Source organism: Stutzerimonas chloritidismutans, from assembly GCF_020783375.1.
In the GTDB taxonomy this organism is placed as follows: domain Bacteria; phylum Pseudomonadota; class Gammaproteobacteria; order Pseudomonadales; family Pseudomonadaceae; genus Stutzerimonas; species Stutzerimonas kunmingensis.
Genome location: NZ_CP086067.1, coordinates 4,270,923 through 4,290,275, shown reverse-complemented (window position 1 = coordinate 4,290,275; position 19,353 = coordinate 4,270,923). Strand labels below are relative to the sequence as shown.

17 protein-coding genes are annotated in these 19,353 nt (G+C 63.2%); 6 read left to right on the top strand and 11 right to left on the bottom strand.

Features of this window, described 5'->3' with window-relative positions; translation table 11 throughout:
* Positions 1-19: 19 nt before the first annotated feature.
* The 5 genes from LLJ08_RS20185 to LLJ08_RS20165 form a co-directional block, all read right to left on the bottom strand.
* Entirely contained in the window at positions 20-949 is a 930-nt protein-coding gene (locus LLJ08_RS20185) for a phosphatidate cytidylyltransferase (RefSeq protein ID WP_023444202.1), read from the bottom strand.
* A 1-nt stretch (position 950) separates the two neighbouring features.
* A complete protein-coding gene (locus LLJ08_RS20180; RefSeq protein WP_023444201.1) occupies positions 951-1,571 on the bottom strand; it encodes a lysophospholipid acyltransferase family protein in 621 nt (206 codons plus the stop codon).
* A gap of 52 nt (positions 1,572-1,623) precedes the next feature.
* Positions 1,624-2,250: a CDP-alcohol phosphatidyltransferase family protein gene (locus LLJ08_RS20175; RefSeq protein ID WP_228207810.1), complete on the bottom strand. Its 627-nt coding sequence runs from the start codon at positions 2,248-2,250 to the stop codon at positions 1,624-1,626.
* 165 nt (positions 2,251-2,415) lie between these two features.
* Positions 2,416-3,369, bottom strand: coding sequence for a homoserine kinase (locus tag LLJ08_RS20170; protein ID WP_228207809.1), 954 nt, complete (start codon positions 3,367-3,369; stop codon positions 2,416-2,418).
* A gap of 24 nt (positions 3,370-3,393) precedes the next feature.
* Positions 3,394-3,678: a DUF2782 domain-containing protein gene (locus LLJ08_RS20165; RefSeq protein WP_003291686.1), complete on the bottom strand. Its 285-nt coding sequence runs from the start codon at positions 3,676-3,678 to the stop codon at positions 3,394-3,396.
* 76 nt (positions 3,679-3,754) lie between these two features.
* Here LLJ08_RS20165 and polA point away from each other — a divergent pair, with 76 nt between their 5' ends.
* From polA to LLJ08_RS20135, 6 genes are all read left to right on the top strand, one after another.
* Positions 3,755-6,499, top strand: coding sequence for a DNA polymerase I (gene polA, locus LLJ08_RS20160; protein WP_228207808.1), 2,745 nt, complete (start codon positions 3,755-3,757; stop codon positions 6,497-6,499).
* 528 nt (positions 6,500-7,027) lie between these two features.
* Positions 7,028-7,546: an Hcp family type VI secretion system effector gene (locus LLJ08_RS20155; RefSeq protein ID WP_003286458.1), complete on the top strand. Its 519-nt coding sequence runs from the start codon at positions 7,028-7,030 to the stop codon at positions 7,544-7,546.
* Between the two features lie 183 nt (positions 7,547-7,729).
* Positions 7,730-9,832 (top strand): type VI secretion system Vgr family protein, encoded by a 2,103-nt coding sequence (locus LLJ08_RS20150; RefSeq protein ID WP_228207807.1) that lies wholly within the window; start codon positions 7,730-7,732, stop codon positions 9,830-9,832.
* Positions 9,829-10,698: a DUF4123 domain-containing protein gene (locus tag LLJ08_RS20145; protein ID WP_228207806.1), complete on the top strand. Its 870-nt coding sequence runs from the start codon at positions 9,829-9,831 to the stop codon at positions 10,696-10,698. Before LLJ08_RS20150 ends, LLJ08_RS20145 begins: the two co-directional genes overlap by 4 nt.
* The gene (locus LLJ08_RS20140; protein WP_228207805.1) at positions 10,695-13,931 is read left to right on the top strand and encodes a toxin VasX; all 3,237 of its coding nucleotides are present in this window, start codon (positions 10,695-10,697) and stop codon (positions 13,929-13,931) included. The genes LLJ08_RS20145 and LLJ08_RS20140 overlap by 4 nt, the downstream gene beginning before the upstream one ends.
* Entirely contained in the window at positions 13,928-14,851 is a 924-nt protein-coding gene (locus tag LLJ08_RS20135) for a hypothetical protein (RefSeq protein WP_104098356.1), read from the top strand. Before LLJ08_RS20140 ends, LLJ08_RS20135 begins: the two co-directional genes overlap by 4 nt.
* 170 nt (positions 14,852-15,021) lie before the next feature.
* Here LLJ08_RS20135 and LLJ08_RS20130 read toward each other — a convergent pair whose 3' ends face one another.
* From LLJ08_RS20130 to LLJ08_RS20105, 6 genes are all read right to left on the bottom strand, one after another.
* A complete protein-coding gene (locus tag LLJ08_RS20130; RefSeq protein WP_228207804.1) occupies positions 15,022-16,977 on the bottom strand; it encodes a DUF7844 domain-containing protein in 1,956 nt (651 codons plus the stop codon).
* A complete protein-coding gene (locus LLJ08_RS20125; RefSeq protein ID WP_228207803.1) occupies positions 16,974-17,294 on the bottom strand; it encodes a DUF2388 domain-containing protein in 321 nt (106 codons plus the stop codon). Before LLJ08_RS20125 ends, LLJ08_RS20130 begins: the two co-directional genes overlap by 4 nt.
* 44 nt (positions 17,295-17,338) lie before the next feature.
* Positions 17,339-17,635, bottom strand: coding sequence for a DUF2388 domain-containing protein (locus LLJ08_RS20120; RefSeq protein ID WP_014822099.1), 297 nt, complete (start codon positions 17,633-17,635; stop codon positions 17,339-17,341).
* A 112-nt stretch (positions 17,636-17,747) separates the two neighbouring features.
* Positions 17,748-18,065 (bottom strand): DUF2388 domain-containing protein, encoded by a 318-nt coding sequence (locus LLJ08_RS20115; RefSeq protein WP_023445583.1) that lies wholly within the window; start codon positions 18,063-18,065, stop codon positions 17,748-17,750.
* Positions 18,066-18,173: 108 nt separating this feature from the next.
* A complete protein-coding gene (locus LLJ08_RS20110; protein ID WP_228207802.1) occupies positions 18,174-18,374 on the bottom strand; it encodes a DUF1127 domain-containing protein in 201 nt (66 codons plus the stop codon).
* 165 nt (positions 18,375-18,539) lie between these two features.
* Positions 18,540-19,340: an AraC family transcriptional regulator gene (locus LLJ08_RS20105; RefSeq protein WP_228207801.1), complete on the bottom strand. Its 801-nt coding sequence runs from the start codon at positions 19,338-19,340 to the stop codon at positions 18,540-18,542.
* Between the last annotated feature and the right edge of the window lie 13 nt (positions 19,341-19,353).

Genomic DNA, 19,353 nt, shown 5'->3' with positions numbered 1-19,353 from the left:
AGCGCAAGTGCCAGGCTGGTCAGGTCCAGCCGTAGCGCACCAGGTGGAAGAAGATCGGCGCGGCGAAGCAGACCGAATCGAGCCGGTCGAGCATGCCGCCGTGGCCCTCGATCATGTGCCCCCAGTCCTTGACGCCACGGTCGCGTTTGATCGCCGACATCACCAGGCCGCCGAAGAAGCCCAGCAGGTTCAGCAGCAGCGCCATCAGCGCCGCCTGCCACCAGGCGAACGGGGTGATCCAGAACAGCGCCGCGCCGATCAGTGTCGCGAGGAAGATCCCGCCGACGAAGCCTTCGACGGTCTTGGACGGCGACAGACGCGGCGCGATCTTGCGCTTGCCGGCCAGCTTGCCGCAGACGTACTGCAACACGTCGGAGAGCTGCACGACGATGATCAGCCAGGCGATCAGCAGCAGGTTGCGACCTTCGTAGCCGGCAATTTCCAGGGTGAGCAGGGCAGGGACGTGGGAGACGCAGAAGACTGCGATCATCAGGCCCCATTGCACCTTCGAGGCACGTTCGAGAAAGCGCGTGGTGTCGCCACCCAGCGACGCCAGGATCGGCAGCAACAGGAACACGTAGACCGGAATGAAGATGGCGAACAGGCCGTACCAGCCGACCGCTACCAGCAGATACTGTAGCGGCAGCACCAGGTAGAATGCCGCGACCAAGGCCGGATAGTCGCTGCTGCGTGTCGGCGTCAGCGTCATGAATTCGCGCAACGCGAAGAACGACACCAGGTAGAAGAGGATCACCACGGCGGTGTGGCCGAGCCAGAAGGCGATACCGATCAGCGCTACCATCACCCACCAGGCATTGATGCGGGCGTTGAGGTTGTCGATCACCGGACTCTCGCCGCCGCTGCGACGCTTGAGGACGAAGCCGATCAGCGATGCCAGGGCGAGCAGGGCACCGATACCGGCGAACAGCAGCAGGGTATTGCGATCCATGTCAGTCTTCCTTCGGGGCCAGTTCTAGCAGAGCCAGGCGAGCGCGCTGCAGAAACGCGTCTTTGTCCTCGTCCTTTTCGATACTCATTGGTGCACCGAAGCTGACGCTGCACAGCAGGGGCAGCGGCAGGCTGCGGCCCTTGGGCATCACCCGATTGAGGTTGGCGATCCACACCGGCACCAGCTCCACGTCCGGACACGCCAGGCCCAGGCGATACAGCCCGCTCTTGAACGGCAGCAGGCCTTCTTCCAGATTGCGCGTGCCCTCGGGGAAGAGGATCAGTGAATCGCCGCCGGCCAGGGCGTCGAGCATTGGTTGCAGCGGATTCGACTCCGGGCCGCTGCGCTCGCGCTCCACCAGCACACCGTTGAACAGGCGATGGATGACGAAGCGGCGCAGCGCGCTGCTCTGCCAGTAATCGGCGCCGGCGACGGGCCGGGTCCTGCGCCGCAGGTCAGGCGGCAGCGATGCCCAGAGCAGCACGAAATCACCGTGGCTGCTGTGGTTGGCGAAATAGATGCGTTGCCGGTTGAGCGGCGCGCAGCCGATCCAGAGGCTGCGCGTACCGGTTAGCAGGCGTGCAACGGAAGTGATCGCGAAGGCGAGCAGGGCGCCGAGCATGGGAGGTTCCTCGGTATCGGGCGGAAAGTCGGTGGTGCGGGCGGGTGGCGGTTCAGTCCGCTTCGGCTGGCGCCGCTGCGGTTTCCGCCAGGCCTTGTCTGACCCGGTTGCTCAGCGTGAGGATCGACAGCCCGGCGATCAGCAGCAACAAGCCGTTGATCCAGGCGGCTGGCAACAGGCCCAAGGCGACGCCGGTGGCCAGCACGCCGAAGGCGAAGGCCCTGTCGCTCTTGCCCATCGGGCCGTCGTAACGGCGTGAGGCGCCCACCATCGGACCGAGCACACCGGCGTACTCGGTCAGCGCTGCGAGCACCACCACCAGCACCACGGCAGCTGGCCAGACGCCGGTCACCAGCGCGAGCGGCAGGTAGAGCGCCGCATCGGCGGCCACATCGCAGAGTTCGTTGAGGTAGGCGCCGAGCTTCGATTGCTGGCCGAATTCTCGCGCCAGCATGCCGTCGATGGCGTTCAGTGCCATGCGCAGCAGCATCCACAGTGGGATCAGCAGGAAGATCCAGAGGTGCTCGATCAGCAGCGCGACCGCCGCTGCGACTGCCAGCGACACGACCAGCGCTGCCAGCGTGACCTGATTGGCCGTGATGCCGCTGTCATGGAGGCGCTGGACCAGTGGGCGTAGTAGTGCCTGAAAACGGGGCTTGAGCTGATAGATGGAAGGCATGCATCGATTCCTTTCGATGATCGGCGAGTCGCGCGTTTCGGCTAACGCCAGCGCGCATCCTGTGCGCCCGGCACTTTGGGGTAAAGCCCCGGCGGTCGCAAGCTGCGCTGGAAAATTTGCGAGGTGTTGAACGCTTTCGCGCGGGGTTTGTGTCTGGGATTCGATTTAGAAAGCGAAAGGCAGCGCGCTGGACGGATGCTGGCGCGCCTTCAGCAGCCGGTAAAACTCATCGGGATCTTTCACCTGCACGTCCGTCTTGCCTTCGTGACGCTGCGCCGCGATCAGTCGCGATAGCCAGAAACGCACGCAGGCCACGCGCAGCATCGGCTGCCAGAGCTCGGCTTCGGCCGGGGTGAAGCGGCGCAGTGCGGAGTAGGCCGCCAGCAAGGGTTCGCTGCGCTCGCCGTCGATCTCGCCGTTGGGGTGCGAGCACCAGTCATTCACCGCAATGGCCAGGTCGTAGAGCATCGGCCCGGAGCAGGCGTTGTAGAAGTCGATCACACCGGTCAGGTGGCTGCCTTCGAACAGCACGTTGTCGCGGAACAGATCGGCGTGCAGGTTTGCGCGCGGTAGGGCGAGGAGTTTCGGCCGCAGCTCGGCGATCTCTGCCAGGCCTTCGCGCAACAGCGGCAGCTGGTCCTCGGACAGGCTCAGCGCCAGGCTTGGCCCCTGTTCCTGCATCCAGTCCAGGCCGCGGTCGCTGGCGCGTTCGAGGATGTGCTCGCGGGTGGCCAGATGCAGCCGCGCCAGCAGTCGGCCGACCTCGGCGCAGTGGTGCGGGTTGGGCGCCATCACATGCTTGCCGGGCAGGCGCGGCTGCAGCAGCGCGGGCTTCTCCGCCAGTTCGCGCAGTGCGTCGCCCTCCTCGCTGCGCAGCGCGTAGGGCACCGGCAGGCCGGCGCGGTGCAGCACGTCGAGCAGCTCGATGAAGAACGGCAAATCCTGGGTCGGACCACGCTCGATCAGCGTCAGGACGTATTCGCCCTGTTCGAGGCTGACGAAGAAATTGCTGTTCTCGCTGCCTGCGACGATGCCCTGGAAGTCGCGCAACCGGCCGAGCCGGTACGGCGCCAGAAAGGCTTCCAGTTCATCGCGTTGCAGGGGCGTGAATACCGACATGCTGTCCTCCCGACGGTTGATGGGTTACCAGCTGAAGATCTTCCAGGAGGGGATCAGCATGTCCGGCTGATCGGAACGGACGAAGTTGCCGTCGTTGCCGTCTGCGCGCACCAGAAAGTACGGTTTGCCATGCTTGGGCGTGACTTTCACGGCATAGAGGAAGCCATTGACGCGGTATTCCTCGACGGTACGGTCGCCTTCCTGACGGATGGTTACGTCGGGCTCGCCGTCGACCGACTCCTGGGCAAAACCGGCCAGGGGAGCGCACGCCAGCAGGCTGGCCAGCATCAGGTGTTTGAGAGCGCGCATGGTAACCTTGTCCCTTTGTCGATAAGTGGTCCTTGGCATTCTAGCTCCGGGCCCGCCGAAAAGGTTGATTCCGCTCATGAGCCAAGCTCCCCTCATCCTGGTGGACGGTTCGTCCTACCTCTATCGCGCCTTCCATGCCCTGCCTCCTCTGACCACCTCAACCGGCAAGCCGACCGGCGCGGTCAAGGGCGTGCTGAACATGTTGCTCAGCCTGCGCCGGCAGTATCCGGACAGTCCGTTTGCGGTGGTTTTCGACGCCAAGGGGCCGACCTTTCGCGACGCGCTGTTCGAGAACTACAAGTCGCACCGCCCGCCGATGCCGGATGATCTGCGCTCGCAGGTCGAGCCGCTGCACGCCAGCGTTCGCGCCCTCGGCATGCCGCTGCTGTGCGTGGAAGGCGTGGAGGCCGACGACGTCATCGGCACCCTGGCGCGCCAGTGCGCGGCGCTCGGCCGCGACGTGATCATCTCCACCGGCGACAAGGACATGGCGCAGCTGGTCTGTCCGCACGTCACGCTGGTCAACACCATGACCGGCAGCGTTTATGACATCGAAGGCGTGAAGACCAAGTTCGGCGTCGGCCCGGAGCTGATCATCGACTTCCTTGCGCTGATGGGCGACAAGGTCGACAACATTCCGGGCGTGCCAGGCGTGGGTGAAAAGACTGCCTGTGGCCTGCTCAACGGTATTCCCGGCGGGCTCAAGGGGCTTTACGACAACCTCGACCAGGTCGCCGGCCTGCCGATCCGCGGCGCCAAGTCACTGGGCGCCAAGCTCGCCGAACACCGCGACGCCGCCTTCATGTCTTATGAGCTGGCGACCATCAAGCTCGACGTGCCGCTGGACGTCGAGGTCGCCGACCTGATGCCCGGCGAGCCGCACCGCGAGGCGCTGATTGCGCTGTACCGCGAGCTGGAATTCAAGAACTGGCTGGACGACCTGCTGCGCGAGGCCAAGGCCGCGGGCGAGAACTGCGAGGTGCAGCCCGAAGGCTGCTCGATCCAGGCCGAAGCCGAGTACACCACGATCCTCGATCCGGCCGAGTTCGATGCCTGGCTCGAGCGCCTGAAGAACGCCGAGTGCTTCGCCTTCGATACCGAAACCACCAGCATCGATGCTCAGCGCGCCGAGCTGGTCGGCGTGTCGTTCGCCGTCGAGCCGGGCCAGGCGGCCTATGTGCCGCTGCGTCATTCCTATATGGGTGTGCCGCAGCAGCTCGAGCTTGATGCCGTGCTTGGCGCGCTCAAGCCGCTGCTGGAGGATCCGGCGAAGACCAAGATCTGCCAGCACGGCAAGTACGACATGAACGTGCTGATGCACTACGGCATCGAGATGCGCGGCATGACCTTCGACACCATGCTCGAATCCTACGTGCTGGACGCCACCGCCACTCGCCACGACATGGATAGCCTGGCGCTGAAATATCTCGGCCGTGGCACCATCCGTTTCGAGGACATCGCCGGCAAGGGCGCCAAGCAGCTGACCTTCGACCAGATCGCCATCGAACAGGCCGGCCCCTACGCCGCCGAGGACGCCGATGTCACCCTGCGCCTGCACCAGACCTTGCTCGGCAAGCTGGAGCAGACGCCATCGCTGCTCAAGGTGCTGACCGAGATCGAGATGCCGCTGGTGCCGGTGCTGGCGCGCATCGAGCGCAACGGCGCGCTGGTCGATGCGCAGTTGCTCGGCCAGCAGAGCGTCGAGCTGGGCGACAAGCTGGTGCAGCTGGAACGCGAGGCCTTCGATATTGCCGGCGAGGAGTTCAACCTCGGCTCGCCCAAGCAGCTCTGCGCGATCCTCTATGACAAGCTCGGCTGCCCGGTAATCTCCAAGACCGCCGGCGGCCAGCCGTCCACCGCGGAAAGCGTGCTGGCTGAACTGGCCGAGCAGGATTACCCGCTGCCCAAGGTGATCATGCAGCACCGCTCCTTGAGCAAGCTCAAGGGCACCTACACCGACAAGCTGCCGCAGCAGATCAACCCCCGCACCGGGCGCATCCACACCAGCTACCACCAGGCGGTGACCGCCACCGGGCGGTTGTCTTCCAGCGATCCGAACCTGCAGAACATCCCGATCCGCACCGCCGAGGGCCGGCGTATTCGCCAGGCCTTCATCGCGGCGCCGGGCTACCAGCTGCTGGCGGCCGACTACTCGCAGATCGAGCTGCGCATCATGGCTCATCTGGCGCAGGATGCCGGTCTGCTGCACGCTTTCCAGAACGACCTCGACGTGCACCGCGCCACCGCTGCCGAGGTGTTCGGCGTGCCGCTGGAGCAGGTCAGCAATGACCAGCGCCGCAGCGCCAAGGCGATCAACTTCGGCCTGATCTACGGCATGAGCGCCTTCGGCCTGGCCAAGCAGATCGACGTCGGCCGCAAGGAGGCGCAGGAGTACATCGACCGCTATTTCGCCCGCTACCCCGGCGTGCTCGCCTATATGGAGCGCACCCGCACCCAGGCCGCCGAGCAGGGCTATGTCGAGACGCTGTTCGGCCGGCGCCTGTACCTGCCGGAGATCAATTCGAAGAATGGCGCTATGCGCAAGGGCGCCGAGCGCACCGCGATCAACGCGCCGATGCAGGGCACCGCAGCGGACATCATCAAGCGCGCCATGATCGCCGTGGACGGCTGGCTGCAGCAGAGCGGGCTGGATGCGCGGGTGATCCTGCAGGTACACGATGAATTGGTGCTGGAAGTGCGCGAAGACCTGGTCGAGCAGGTCCGCCAGCAGATCTGTCCGTTGATGAGCGAGGCGGCCCAGCTGGACGTACCGCTGCTGGTCGAAGCGGGCGTTGGCAACAACTGGGACGAGGCGCACTGACCGGGCTGCCGAAAAATGTCGGTAGTCGACGAAATTTTTTTAGTCCGCGTTGAACTTCCGCTGCAACCATCCGGTCAGAGCATGCGAAGGGTGTAAAAGCCCTTCGATGCTCCTTGTTGTGTTAAGTGTTGGCAGATCTCTGGACCCCGCCCTAGCGGTCCGGATTTGGACCTCGAACTTCCCCCTCCCCCAATGAAGTTCGAGGTTTTTTTTGCCTGCAGAAAAGTGGATGAGGCCTCACCAGGGGCAATGGCCTGCGCAATTTCTTGCGCAGCATTCTGTGGATAAGTTTGTGGGTAAGCTGTTCGCAGTGCGATGAGTCACGAGCTTGGTGGGCGTTGCGCAACTTGTTGCCATGTCTGCGCAGGAACTTGCGCAGCTTTCTGTGTCGGGCATCACTTCTGCTATTCGGGCTGTGTGATTTAAATTAGATATCTTTTTGATAAATAAGCAGTTTTTTATTTCTGGCATGGCGCTTGTTGTTACGAAATGGCCATTTGGCACTCATTTCAGACAAGGAGAGCACCCATGCCAACACCCGCGTATCTGTCCCTCGAAGGCACCAAGCAAGGCCTGATCACCGCCGGCACCTTCACCGAGGACTCGGTTGGCAACATCTTCCAGGAAGGCCATGAGGACCAGATCCTGGTGCAGGCCTTCCAGCATCAGGTCATCATCCCGCGTGACCCGCAGTCCGGCCAGCCGACAGGCCAGCGCGTACACAAGCCGCTGATGATCACCAAGGTATTCGATAAGTCGTCGCCGCTGATCTTCAACGCTCTGACTTCCGGCGAGCGCCTGAACAAGTGCCGTCTGGAGTGGTACCGCACCTCGTCCACCGGCACCCAGGAACACTACTTCACCATCGAACTGGAAGATGCGGTGATCGTCGACGTGCAGTCGCGCATGCCCAACTGCCAGGACCCGAACATGTCCCATTTCACTCATCTGGAAGACGTGTACTTCACCTATCGCAAGATCGTCTGGACCCACGAGGTGTCCGGCACCTCCGGCTCCGACGACTGGCGCACCCCGATCGCTGGCTGATTCGCCGCGGTCCCGCTTCGGCCAGGCTCGCCTGGCCGAACGCTTTTTGCGAAGCACTGAACAGATTCAGCCATTGTCGTTCTGGAATGCGCGAACCATGCATTCTAGAGCGGCCGGCCTGTGTTACACGGGGCTCCGCAAGCGCCCATGCGCTGATACATGGACTGAACAGGAGGAACATGGATGTTCGCCCCAGCCAACCAGGCCCACTTCACGCTTTCCCTCGAAGGCATCGAGCACGACTTCAAGGTGCTCCAATTCCAGGGCCGCGAGGCCATCAGCCAGCCCTATCGCTTCGACCTGGAACTGGTCAGCGAGCACCCCGATCTGGATCTGGAAAGCCTGCTGCATCGCCCGGCCTTCCTCGCCTTCGCGCCGGATGGCAGCGGTATTCATGGGCTGGTGCATCAGGCCGCCCAGGGTGAATCCGGCAAGCGCCTGACCCGCTATCGACTGACGCTCGTGCCGCAGCTGGCCTACCTCGCCCATCGCACCAACCAGCGCATCTTCCAGCACCTGAGCGTGCCGCAGATCGTCGGCCAGGTGCTCGAGGAGCATGGCATCCAGGCCGATGCCTACCGCTTCCAGCTCGGCCCGGTGATTTACCCGCCGCGCGAATATTGCGTGCAGTACGACGAAACCGACCTGCACTTCATCCAGCGCCTGTGCGAGGAAGAGGGCATTCACTATCACTTCCAGCACAGCGCGGCCGGTCATGCCCTGGTCTTCGGCGATGACCAGACCGTCTTCCCCAGGCTCGCTGCCACCGCCTATCAGCAGGACAGCGGCCTGGTCGCCGACCAGCCGGTGATCAAGCGCTTCGGCCTTCGTCTGGAAACCCGCACCAGCCGCGTCACGCGCCGCGATTACGATTTCGAGAAGCCACGTCTGACTATGGAAGCCGCGTTCCACAGCGACTTCCAGCCCGACCTTGAAGACTACGATTACCCCGGCCGCTTCACCGAGCGCGCCCGCGGCAAGCACCTGTCGCAACGCGCCCTGGAACGCCATCGCCACGACTACGAGCTGGCCGAAGGCGAAAGCGACCAGCCGCAACTGGCGAGCGGGCACTTCCTCCCGCTCGGCGAACACCCCCGCAGCGACTGGAACCAGCTCTGGCTGCTGACCGAAGTGCTGCATGAAGGTAAGCAGCCACAGGTGCTGGAGGAATCAATTACCAATGTCCCAGCTCACGACGGACTGGCCCCCTCTCCCCTATGGGGAGAGGCCAGGGGTGAGGGGGCTCTTACCAGCTCCGGCTTCCATCAGGGCTACCGCAACCACTTCACCGCCACCCCCTGGGACATCCCCTTTCGCCCGGCTCTGAGGCATCCGAAGCCGAAGGTGCTCGGCAGCCAGACCGCCGTAGTTACCGGGCCGGCAGGCGAAGAAATCCACTGCGATGAATACGGCCGCGTGCGCGTCCAGTTCCACTGGGACCGCGAAGGCCAGGCCGACGACAAGACCAGCTGCTGGCTGCGCGTGTCGTCCAGCTGGGCCGGCGACCGCTACGGCGGCATCGCCATCCCCCGCGTTGGCATGGAAGTGCTGGTGACCTTCCTCGAAGGCGACCCCGACCAGCCGCTGGTGACCGGTTGCCTCTACCACAAGGAACACCAGGTCCCCTACGACCTGCCGGCGAACAAGACCCGCACGGTGTTCAAGACCCTCAGCTCACCAGGCGGTGGCGGCTACAACGAACTGCGCATCGAAGACCGCAAGGGCGCCGAACAGATCTACCTCCACGCCCAGCGCGACTGGGACGAGAACATCGAGCACGACCAGAAGATCCGCGTTGGCCACGAGCGCCACGACACCGTGGAGGCCAACAGCTACAGCGAATTCCGCGCCGAAGAACACCGCACCACCCACGCCGACCGCAAGACCGAAATCCGCGCCAACGACCACCTCACCGTGGGCAATACCCAGCACGTGAAGATTGGTACCGGCCAGTTCATTGAAGCCGGCCAGGAAATCCACCTGTCCAGCGGCCTGAAAGTCGTCCTTGAAGCTGGCAGCGAACTGACCTTCAAAGCCGCCGGTAGCTTTATGAAGCTCGATGCGAGCGGCATCACGATGGTGGGGCCGGTGATTCGAATGAACTCCGGGGGAAGTCCGGGTAAGGGCTCGGGCGCGGCGCCAGTGTTGCCGGGCAAGGTGAGGGCGGCGGATGCCGACAAGGCCGGTGAGTTACTGATTCAGGCGCAGAAACATGCGTTGCAACAGGCCGCGCGTACCGCCCTGCCGATCTGTGAAATCTGTCAGCAGACCGAGGCCAAAGTATGACGGCCCAATCGCTGCTGCATAGCTACCTATTACTCGATGGCGCGCAGATCGAAGGACTGGCTGTCCGAATTTACGGCCTGGAAGAATCCCCCTCGCTGCATCTGCTTTATCAACACAGCACCTATGAACCGTTGGCAGAAGTCGGCCCGCTGCTGGTAGCGGTACGGCCGCACAGCGAACTTGCGCAGGTATTCCAGCAGGAGTGGCAAGCAACGGCTGGTATCTGGCTCGAGTCCGATGCGAGCGAAGACGATCTGGTCGAGCACCTGCGCAGCTTGATTCATGTGCGCCTGGAAGGTGAACAAACGACTCTGTTCCGCTACCACGACCCACGCATCATGGCTTTATGGCTGGGCCCGCTGAATGCGGACGAGCGCGATCCATTGATGGGGCCGGTGCAGCGTATTCGCCTACCGGCAGATTCTGGCGCGAAACTGGCGCTGCTACGCGAGAACAAGCCGCAGACCTTTGCGCGCTATGACGACACGCCTTGGCTGCGGCTCTCCCAAGAACAACTGGAACAGTTAAACCAGGCCAAGCACGCCTGCTTCGATCAGCGTCTGCTGGCCCATCTGCAGCGTTTCTTCCCTGAATCGCTACAGGGCATGGATGCTGCCGCCCAGCAGCAATTCGTCACCCTGTGTCGTCAAAGCGCGGCACGATATGGCTATAGCGCGGCCGATGAAGTCGCCCGTTGGGCGAGCTTGTTGGCCGAGTTGGGCAGTGATTTTCCGCAGGCTCCCGAACACGACACTTATTGCCAACTGCTCGAACAGCGTGACTTGTTGCCGGCACAGCGCCTGGACAACCTCATCGCCGAGCTGCAATGCCAGTTGCTGCGCACCGACAAGGAGTCAGTCGCATGACCGCCCGAGCTCAGGATCGAACGTTACGCCTGGCCCACGCCGACCAAGCCGCGCAACAGGACTTCGAAAAGGACGACCTGTCCAGCCCCATGGCCAGCTGTCCGGCGCGCCAGGCCGAGGTTTTTATCGTTCCCGTACGCTATGCCCTGGCCGAACAGCCAGCCGCGCATAAACGCTGTAGACCAGCGAGCGGAACCCAGAGCCATCCCATGGTCCTGCGCCGCTTGCGCCCCGGTTACCTTTATCTCTGGCACGACCAAGGACCGCTGCGCCGCTTTGCCGTGGCCGCCGACGGCCAGTTGCTGGAGCAGGGACTGGATGACGCCGCAAGCGCCGTAGCCAACGGCAGCAGCGCTGGCATCGCACTAAACAAACAATACGACGCCCTGTTGCTTTATACCGAAATCCCTTTGACCGCTGCCGTCCACCAGCGCCTTGCGGGCGAGCCGGACGAGCGTCGCGCCCGCATGCGCCGCATCAGCCTGACTCAAATCGCGCGCACCTTGGAGGCCGACCATTGCCCGACCTTGGATAGCGCCGAACAGGTCATGGCCGAACTGATGCCCGAGATTCGCGAGCGGGCCCTGTCCCACGACTACGCGCAGAACGGCGACGACTATCGCGGGGGTGTGGATACCCTCGGCAAGCAGATGATGGACGAACCTACCCCCGAGCGCATTCAGGCGTACGTCCATGCCCGTACCTGGCTGCACGAGCGCGAACGGGCAGCCGCCCGTCAGCCAGAAGCTGCCGAACACGCGCCCGGCGAATGGAGCGCGGAACCATGGGACGTGCCGGCAACGGTTACCTGGCTGAGCAGCGCGCGCAGCCAGGCTGGCGAGCTTCACGGGGTGTTCGCCAGCCTGGACGACGATCTGGGTGTATTGCGTGATCTGAATCATGAGCAAGGCATGGTCAATCAGCGCGAAGAAGACTGGGATCAGGAGCACGCCCACAAAGGGATGATCGCCGGCTTTATCAACAGCCTGATCAGTGAAGACGGCGCAGAGCTGAGCAACCTGATCAACTACCGTTACCGCGATCGCGATATCCAGCTCACCCCGGAGCAGGGCGATATTCTGCTCAAGGCCCGGCGCGAACTCACCCCTTTGCTCGACGAAGAGACCGCAGTCAATCAGCGTCAGCGCCACAGAATTGGTCATGCTGCCGCTGATGCTCGCATTGCCGATATTCATCGCCGTGAAGAAGTGGTTCTGGCTCCTACCCGGGAATTTATTCCACTGGATCTGCACGGACAGTTGCAAGGTGTGGTCATGGCCTACCAGGCCAATAAGGTCCACAACATGACTGACGCCAAAAGCAGCGCTCAGGTTGCTGACCGTGTGCAATTGGCAGCTATGCAGAAATGGATGGCCGAGATCGCCGAGCCGCACCGCCAATGGCTGTTTGCCCGCCGCGAGGTGCTTTATAAAGACATGTCCACCTACCTGGCGCGCCACGGGAGCGCGCTCTGGTATGCCGATTACGACAACGGCGCACACTGCTCCTGGCTCAGTGAACTCAGCCTCAACAGCCTGAGTGCCTTGTGCAGCAGCGGTCCTGGCACTCAGCTGGCCGTAAATCTGCTGCGCTCGCCTTCGGTTGAACAACCTTTCAGCTTGCTGGCCAGTGGTTTCAGCCCCTCGTTGATGGACCTGGCAGACCGTGGCGCCGAGGTAGAAGCAGCCCTCACCAGTGCCAATCAGGCGGCTATTGGCCAACTGATCGGCAGCCTGGTGGCCAGTGGTAAATATGCCTGGCTCAGTGAGCTCGGCGGCCCAAGCGGCGCAGACTGGGGGCAGTCTGTATCGCGGTTGTCTGCGGCCTTTGCTGCGTTGGAGGCCGAGCACCTGGCCAGTAGCGCAGCCCCGAGCAATTTGATCCAGCGCTTCCCCGATCCGCTACGTGCGCTGTTGGTGATTGTAAGGCTGTGCTCGGACAGCGCCATCAAGGCCGGCAGCATGGGCTTTAGCCTCAGCGGTACGGTGGGGCAACGTCTGTGGGACTGGGGTCGGCTTGCCGGGCAAAATCTGCAGAAAGGTCTGACCCCGGCTGTCACCGGTATCAAGAGTTTGAACACCCTGGGTGGCGTGCTGCCACTGGCGGCTCTGCTGCTGCATATGAACAACGTGCAGGTACTTAATCAGCGCGACCAGGGGCGCGAGCATGATGAGGTGCGTAGTCGTGAACATCTGGCCGAAAACCTCAAGGTAGGGGCGGCGCTATCGGCAGTGATCGGTGCGGCGTGGGAGGCGACTGGGCGGGTTGAAATCAGCAAGTTCGGTGCTAAGGCTCCCATCGTAACGCTGTTTGGTTTTACTACTGGTGTATTGGCCACTCTTGGAGCCGTTTTCGATTTACTCAAACTTTCCGCTGAAATGCATAAAGACGGTGCCTATTGGACGGCTGATCATTGGGCACGTTTGGGGCATGATGGTGCAGTCTTCGGTGTAATGAGCGCTCAAACCGGCCTGGGTGGTTATGCTACCTATATGGCGCTGACTGGGAAATGGACCACCGAACAGGCGATCAAGTGGTTCACCTTGCGCATCGTGCCAGTGAACTGGCTACTGCTGATTATCGAAGGACTGTACCTGGCCTGGAACTATTTCAAGGACAGCGAGCTGCAAGCCTTCCTTGAGCAATGTTACTGGGGGCAAAAGCGGCGCTGGGGCGACAGCCCGGCGCAGCGCAGCGAGGAGCTGCAAACCCTGATTGACCTGCTGTTTAAGCCCAAGCTATTGGCCTCCGCGAGCCTGCATAGCCGCCAGATTGGGCAGAGTGATCACAGCATCGTGATCGAGAGTCGAACCGACAGCCTGCAACTGTTTCTACCGGGGGCCAATCCCGAACGTACTCAGCTGTATGTAAAGCTTGCGGCATTCGACAACCGCAACACCCCCACCGACTGTACCCGGCAGTGGTTAGGCAATCTGGAAAGCCAATGGTTACCTATTCATCAGGGTATGGGCTTGCGCTTGAGCGGTGCACTGCCCAAGCGCGCCGACAGCCATTACTGGCAGCTTCAGGTTTTGTACCATAGCCCGTTGGCTATGCAGGCCGGCACACTCGGCCCGCAGCAAATGGTGGTCGGCGGCGGCATGGGTCTGCGCTATATCATCCGAGGCACTGCAGTCGTTGAGCATGCCTCCAATGACGGCCCTTTGCTTATCGATAGCTGTAGCACCGTACCAGTGAGCGCTGAGCAGCTCCAACCCAAGGAAAGTCAATGACCGAACACGCCCAGGGGCTTCTCCGGAAGCAGGAGCATCTGGCCCCATTACCCATTCCAACCGGCCAACCCGCCAGCGACCTGATGAATATCATCTGGCGTAAAAATCAGGTGTTTTTGGATATCGGCAGCTTTTCCATGGGAGCGGGTTGGCTGACGTTGCATATGGGGACATTCTTATTTGTCGCTGTTGCTATTTGGGCCGCTTTAGGTGGGGATATTGTGGCCAGCCTGGTGGTTTTAGGGGTTATGGGGGGGCTTATGGGCACCCTTTGGTACTTGTTTATCAAGCAGTACCGCAAGCCACTGATCCCGCCGATTCGCTTTAATCGCCAGCGCCGCGAGGTCTGTATCACCGAACCTGATGGTAGCTACTGGTTTGTTCCCTGGGAGCGAGTACATGCCATTGCCCCCAGTGCGCTCAGCCTCAATACCGGCGGCGCCAGCAAGCACGGCAGCCTGCTGCTGTGGTTCCCGCTCAAGGGGGAAGAGCACGAAGACTACGCCCCCGACAAACAAGGCTGGGTGCTGATGGTCAATACCGGCGGTGGAATTTCCTCCATGGCGCAGTGGGAGTGTATTCGCAGCTTTATGGAGGTAGGCCCGGAGGCAATACCCGAACCGCTAGAGAATATTTGTGGCTTGAGCTTAAAACAGATTTTTTGGCGCGAGTTCGACAAGTCCTGCCAGGAAAGAGGGCTTTTCCTCACTGTGGTTTGGGAAATTGGCATCATGTTCCCCATATTCAACCCGATGGGGGCCCATTGGATAACGCGTAAAAAACTCGCTCATATCCCCGAGTTAACAGCGCCTGAAGTGATTGAGTGGTCCAAACCGCTACCCCGCGAGCAATGGGCCAAGCGCTCGCCTGAGTTGGAGCAAGCCATCGCAGAGCGAGAGGCGGCGCTGGCCACTGCATGACCACGCCCTCGCCAGTAACAGCGATAGGGGCTGCTCACGAGACCTCTTGATAACGCCAACATCGAGCCCGCCGCCCAGGGTCTTTCAATACCAGCTGCGCAAGAACGATGTCTCTATCGATATCGGGAGAAATGCATAACTCAGGGCGTCGCTCACAGCGATGGGCCCTGTCAAGGCAACTCCAACCCACCCCCAGCCTTGTGTAACCCACGCAGATGCTCGCCGATCTGGGCCAGGTTCACTTCGATCGCTTCGAGTTCCTCCCGCGGCTCATCCCCCAGCAGCACCCGGACTTCCTGGTCCAGCTCTTCGCTCAGCTGATTCAGGCGCAGTTGGCGTTGTTCGCTTTCGCGTTCGAGGCGGGCCCATTCGCTGGGTTGTGGCAGGCCGTAGCCTTGGCCGTCGAGCAGTTCGGCGGGGCGGCTGAGGTAGCCGCTGTTGGCTAGGATTTCCTGCAGGGCGCCGTCGGCTTTGTTCAGGCTGGCGTCGCGCCCGCGGCCGCCGAGGTAGCGGTTCTTCAGCTCGTCCTGGGCGAGCAGTAGCTGACGGCGCAGCGCGGCCTGTTCGACCAGCAGCAGGGCGGCGGAGGCGCGTAGATCGGCGCGGTCGATCCATGGCTGGCGGTCGGCGGCACTGAGTTCCAGCCACTGTTCGACGCTGTCCTGCGGCAGGCCCAGGCGTTCTTTGAGTACGGCGAACATCGCCTGATAGCGGTCGCGGTAGGAGTCGAATCGATAGCCCAGGCGCAGCGCCTCACGCGGATCGTCGAGCACGCTGGCGTCGGCCAGGTCGCGGTGGATCAGCACCTCCAGCAGCCCGTTGGGCATGATGCTGTCCAGGGCGACGAGTTCGTCGCGTGTGGTTCCACTGCGTAGCAGCTTGAGGGTTTCCACCGCGCAGTTGTTGGACAGGAAGTAGTAGTCGCCGTCGTAGCTCCAGTGCAGCTCGGCGCTACGCTCGACCAGTGCGCGAATCTCTTCGTGCTGCAGCTTCAGCGGCACCGAGGCCAGCCCGCGCAGCTCCACCTTGGTGTATTCGTCGATCACCTGGCCCAGGGGCAGGATGAACAGCCGCGAGGGGTAGACGCCGGTGAGGCCGTCCCAGCTGGACAGCTGCACATCGTCGACGAAGGCGCGGAAGGACAACACCAGGTGGTGATCCAGATCCAGTCGGCAATCGGGACCGGGCTCGCGGCCGGGCGCGCAGATCACCAGGCGCAGCATGCTGTGGCCCCAGCGGCTGACCCAGGCCTCGTTGGCTTCGGCGAACAGGTAGTCGACCTCGTAGACGCGTGACGGATCGAGGCTCAGCAGTGGCGTGCGGCCGAACTCGCGGCCCGCGTTCAGAAATGGGTAGTCATCGGTGCAACCGGCAGCGTTTGCTGGCGCCCAACCGAAGTGTTCACGCAGGTAACGGTGCAGCGAAGGGCGACGGCAGGCGTAGCTGGGGTCGAGCAGGAAGTATTCGAGGTTCACCGCGACGAATTCCAGCGGGCTGGTCAGCTCGTACGGATCGGGGCTGCGCGCCAGCTGCGCGTTTTCCCGTTCGCGCAGGCCGCGCTTGCCGACCCGTTGTGGCCAGCCGGCCAGATCGAGCAGGCGCGGCTCATCGCTGAGGGTGAAGCGGCGGTCGATCTGTCCCCGGCAGTGATCCGGCAGGCCGACCTGCCCGAGGTGGCTGGCGCGCTGACGGCACTGGCCCTGCAACAGGTGCTCACTGGGCGACCACAGGCGCGCGCGGTCATAGAGATGCGCCACTTCGTGAATGACGGTGGCGAGCAGCTCGCGGCGCACCGTCCCGTGGGGGCGATTGGTCTTCTCGCTGGCAGCGCTGCCATCGGTCAGTGTCGGCAGTAGACGGCGATTGAGCTGAAGACGGTTACCGCCGGCGCGGCCATAGGCCTGTTCCGGCAGATCATCGCGCCATTGCACCCGCACCTCGCGATCGAGGCTCTGCACCAGGCGGGGTGGCAGTGCGGCCATGGCTTCGTCCAGCAGCGCCTGGCTGGCAGCGCGTTGCTCGGCGTCCAGTGTGCGTGAGTCGAGAACCAGGCGCAGGTCGGCCTGGGCTACACCTGTAGCAAGGCTCAGGCAGCCTGCCAGCAGCCAGGCGCCGAGGCGTATCACAGGGCGAGGATGGCTTCGGCCAGTTGCAGGTCGCTGGCATTGCGCGCTGCAGGGAGTTCGTTGCGCAGGGTGCCTATCGCGGCTTCCAGATGCGCACCGCGGATCTCGCCGGCGCTGGCGACGAAGCTGGCGGCGTCTTCACGCGCTTCGACGACGACCTTCATGTCACTGATGCGGCTGGTCACATCGGAGGTGAAATTGATGCTGCGGTCCAGGGCACGCACGACGATGTTGCTGGTGGCGACGAGGGTCTGCGCCTGGGCTGTGCCCGCGGCGACGGCCAGCGCCAGCGGGGCGGCGAGCAATAGCTTGTTCATCGGTTGGAATCTCTCACGGTCGGGGCACCGGCAGGCCGGTGCGATTATTGGACGAGGATCGCTTCGGCCAGTTCCAGGTCGCTGGCGGCAAGCTCCGGGTGTTCCTGGCGCAGCCGCGCCATGGCCGCTTGCAGGCGAGCCGCGGCGAGCTGGCCGTCGCTGGCGACGAAGCCGGCCGCGTCTTCGCGGGCCTCGGCGATCAGCTTGTTGTCGAAGGGAGCGCTGGTCAGCTGGCTGCTGACATAGCTGGTCTGCACGACACCTGCGGTGGTGACATCGAACGCCTGGGCGGTGCCAGCGGTGAGGCCGAGAAATAAGAGAACGATTGAATACGAACGCATGCGGAACCTGTTGCCGGGAAAAACGGCGCCAAGGCTAGCGAAACGCCGGCTGTAGAGCCAGCGCCCGGTTGCTTCCGCAGGTTGCAGCAGCGCTCATGCGCTGCTGCACGCATCAGAGCGCCAGGATCGCCTGAGCCAGTTGCAGATCGCTGGCGCCCAGTTCTGGCTGCTGGCTACGAATGTGGCGCAGCGCCGCTTCGAGGTGGGCGCCGCGCAGATCGCCCTGGCTGGCAACGAAACGCGCCGCATCGTCGCGAGCATCGAGCACCAGTTTGTCGTCGCGCAGCGACGAGGTCAGGTCCGAGGTTGCGTCCACGGTATTGATCAGGCCGCCGACCACCATGTCGGTGGTAGCGGTGAAGCTGGCAGCGGACGCGCCGCCGCTCAGCAGCAAGCCGGCAGCGAAGAAGGGGAGCAGGATTCGGGACATGGCAGATCTCCAGTGGTGAGGCTCTAGACCGCACCATGGGTGCGACGTTCCCGTTGCTGCGGCCTTGTAGCACGCAGCATAGGCTCGAATCGGTGGGCGCGGAATGCTTCAGCGCCAGAACGGCTTGTCCAGCTCTGCCGAGCGGTCGCTATGGCTGATGCCGACATCGGCCAGCTGGCGGTCGTCAAGCTGCGCCAGTTGCTGGCGGGTACGGTAGTTGCGTTGCCAGCGCTGCAATACTTGCACCAGCTGTAGCCAGTTGCGGCGGGCGCGGGTGGCGACATACGGACGAGACAGCGTGCGATCCATGCTGCGCTCCTTCCCGGTGTGACCGGGTACGGGTTATGGGAGAACAGGATCGCGCGCGTCAGCCAAGTGCAACAGCCACAGGGATTCTCGATTGTGCCGGTGCAGTTCCAGAAATGGATGCAACTGTATTGGTCGCGAACGCGCCAACTGTTTTCGCTGCGCTGCTTATCGGTCCGGTGTGCGTGCCAGAGCCCCTGGTGTGGTGCCGAACTGTTGGCCGAACGCGGCGATAAACGCCGAGGTGGATTCGTAGCCGCAGGCCAGCGCGACATCGGTAACCGGCTGGCCCTGCTCCAGCAGAGGGAGCGCGCTGAGCAGGCGCAGACGCTGGCGCCAGGCGCGGAAGCTGAGGCCGGTGTCACGCTGGAACTGGCGGGTCAGGGTTTTCTCCGAGACCTGCAGGCGCTCGCTCCATTGCTTCAGGCTGAGTGAAAGATCGGGCTGCTCATAGAGCGCTTCGCACAGCTGACGAAGCCGGGCATCCCCGGGCCAGGGCAGGGAATAGCCGATTGCCGGCGCCGCCCGCAGCTGGTCCAGCAGCACCGCTGCCAGGCGGCCTTCGGCACCTTGCTCGTCGTACTGCGCCGGCAGCGCGCCAAAGGCGCGGATCAGCTCGCGCAGCAGTGGGCTGACCGCGAGCACCTGGCAATGCTCGGGCGCCCAGGCCACGGCGCGCTGGTCGATGTACAGGCTGCGCATCTCGGTATGCGGCGAGCTGATCACCTCGTGCAGCAGGCCCGGCGGGATCAGGATGGCGCGCTGTGGCGGAGCGAGAAAGCGCCCGCGCTCGGTATGCACGCGCAGCACGCCGCTGATGGCGTAGGATAGCTGTGCCCAGGGATGGCTGTGGAGTGGCGTGGTGGTGCGTTCAGCCAGGGATTCACTGCGGGCGAAGAGCGGGCGCGGCAGTGCATCCATGGCTGGGATGCTGCGTTGCACGAGGCTGCTTTGTCCTTTTCTCGACATTTGTCTGACTTAT

Excerpts from the sequence above, each read along its gene's own strand:
- LLJ08_RS20185 (WP_023444202.1), bottom strand. The coding sequence starts at position 949 with ATGGATCGCAATACCCTGCTGCTGTTCGCCGGTATCGGTGCCCTGCTC.
- LLJ08_RS20180 (WP_023444201.1), bottom strand. The coding sequence starts at position 1,571 with ATGCTCGGCGCCCTGCTCGCCTTCGCGATCACTTCCGTTGCACGCCTG.
- LLJ08_RS20175 (WP_228207810.1), bottom strand. The coding sequence starts at position 2,250 with ATGCCTTCCATCTATCAGCTCAAGCCCCGTTTTCAGGCACTACTACGC.
- LLJ08_RS20170 (WP_228207809.1), bottom strand. The coding sequence starts at position 3,369 with ATGTCGGTATTCACGCCCCTGCAACGCGATGAACTGGAAGCCTTTCTG.
- LLJ08_RS20165 (WP_003291686.1), bottom strand. The coding sequence starts at position 3,678 with ATGCGCGCTCTCAAACACCTGATGCTGGCCAGCCTGCTGGCGTGCGCT.
- polA (WP_228207808.1), top strand. The coding sequence starts at position 3,755 with ATGAGCCAAGCTCCCCTCATCCTGGTGGACGGTTCGTCCTACCTCTAT.
- LLJ08_RS20155 (WP_003286458.1), top strand. The coding sequence starts at position 7,028 with ATGCCAACACCCGCGTATCTGTCCCTCGAAGGCACCAAGCAAGGCCTG.
- LLJ08_RS20150 (WP_228207807.1), top strand. The coding sequence starts at position 7,730 with ATGTTCGCCCCAGCCAACCAGGCCCACTTCACGCTTTCCCTCGAAGGC.
- LLJ08_RS20145 (WP_228207806.1), top strand. The coding sequence starts at position 9,829 with ATGACGGCCCAATCGCTGCTGCATAGCTACCTATTACTCGATGGCGCG.
- LLJ08_RS20140 (WP_228207805.1), top strand. The coding sequence starts at position 10,695 with ATGACCGCCCGAGCTCAGGATCGAACGTTACGCCTGGCCCACGCCGAC.
- LLJ08_RS20135 (WP_104098356.1), top strand. The coding sequence starts at position 13,928 with ATGACCGAACACGCCCAGGGGCTTCTCCGGAAGCAGGAGCATCTGGCC.
- LLJ08_RS20125 (WP_228207803.1), bottom strand. The coding sequence starts at position 17,294 with ATGAACAAGCTATTGCTCGCCGCCCCGCTGGCGCTGGCCGTCGCCGCG.
- LLJ08_RS20120 (WP_014822099.1), bottom strand. The coding sequence starts at position 17,635 with ATGCGTTCGTATTCAATCGTTCTCTTATTTCTCGGCCTCACCGCTGGC.
- LLJ08_RS20115 (WP_023445583.1), bottom strand. The coding sequence starts at position 18,065 with ATGTCCCGAATCCTGCTCCCCTTCTTCGCTGCCGGCTTGCTGCTGAGC.
- LLJ08_RS20110 (WP_228207802.1), bottom strand. The coding sequence starts at position 18,374 with ATGGATCGCACGCTGTCTCGTCCGTATGTCGCCACCCGCGCCCGCCGC.
- LLJ08_RS20105 (WP_228207801.1), bottom strand. The coding sequence starts at position 19,340 with ATGTCGAGAAAAGGACAAAGCAGCCTCGTGCAACGCAGCATCCCAGCC.